Source organism: Mesorhizobium sp. M0047 (assembly GCF_040323315.1).
GTDB lineage: Bacteria > Pseudomonadota > Alphaproteobacteria > Rhizobiales > Rhizobiaceae > Mesorhizobium.
Window position 1 is genome coordinate 1 of sequence record NZ_JAMYUW010000103.1, and the last position, 1,267, is coordinate 1,267.

Sequence of the window (1,267 nt, forward strand, 5' to 3'; positions counted from 1 at the left end):
CGCTGCCATTGACTTCGGTCGACAAGACCAACTCGTCTTCTGTCTGATCTCGTCCGCCGGTCGATGTCGGCCGGCTTTTGTTCGGTCGAGTTCGCAGCGCGAAATTGGGTTTGCTAGCCTTGATTGAGCAGGCCCCGGCGCTGCGGTAGCAGCTCCGGTTTGGCGATCTTGGCCTAATGCGGTTGCGCAATAGCGCCAAATACGCTTCAGAGATGGCCCCAGTCAGATCAAGCAGAGGATATCATGCCGGCGGACGATGGTAGTCTACGCGACATTCTTGGAATTCTATTGGTTCTCGTACTCGTTGGCGCAAATGGCTTCTTTGTCGCCGCCGAATTTGCGTTGGTGGCGGTCAGGCGGAGCCGAGTCGACGAACTTGCTACCGCTGGACGTTTGAACGCCGGGCTGCTTCAAAGAGCCTTGGCGAATCTCGATGCCAATCTTGCCGCCACCCAGCTGGGTATCACCATTTCGTCGCTGGCGCTTGGCTGGGTTGGCGAACCTGCACTCGCCCATCTGATCGAGCCACTGCTGATTGGAGCGATGGGGTCTCTTGCCACCGCCGGATCCCATACAATCGCCGTCGCAATTGCTTTTAGTATCATCACTGCTCTCCACATCGTTCTGGGCGAGTTGGCGCCGAAAAGCCTGGCACTTCAGCGTAGCGAGGGCACAGCACTATGGGTGGTGCGTCCGCTAGGCCTGTTCCTGTTCCTGCTCAGGCCGGCGATCCTCGCTCTAAATGGCCTCGGCAACCTGGTGTTGCGGCTCTGCGGGCTGCGGCCAGGCACGGGCGAGGAGTCCCTGCATTCGCCTGAAGAGCTGAAGCTGCTTGTCGCGGCGAGCCAGGAGGCAGGGCTGCTTCACCAGACCCAGCAGGAGCTCGTCGAGCGCGTCTTCAACATTGGCGATCGGCGCATCGCCGACATCATGACGCCGCGGCGCGATATCGACTGGATCGACACTGAGGACAGTCCAGACGAGATTCTGCATACCATCCGTGAATGTCGCCATGAGCAGCTTCTGGTCGGCCGTGGCGGGATAGATGAACCAATCGGCATGATCCTGAAGAAGGATCTCCTCGACCAAGTGCTCGTCGGGAAAACGCTCGATCCAATGGCGGTCATCCGCGACCCCGTGATCGTTCATGAAGGAACGCCGATATTCCGCGTTCTCGATCGGTTCAAGAGGGCACCGGTACGCCTGGCGATCGTCATCGACGAATATGGCGCTCTGGAGGGGATCGTCACCCAGACCGATCTGCTCG

1 protein-coding gene is annotated in these 1,267 nt (G+C 59.4%); it reads left to right on the forward strand.

What is annotated here, in order from left to right; all coding sequences use genetic code 11:
* Positions 1-243 precede the first annotated feature (243 nt).
* On the forward strand, positions 244-1,267 hold a 1,024-nt coding region (locus tag NKJ89_RS35550), incomplete at its 3' end, for a hemolysin family protein (protein WP_352609067.1).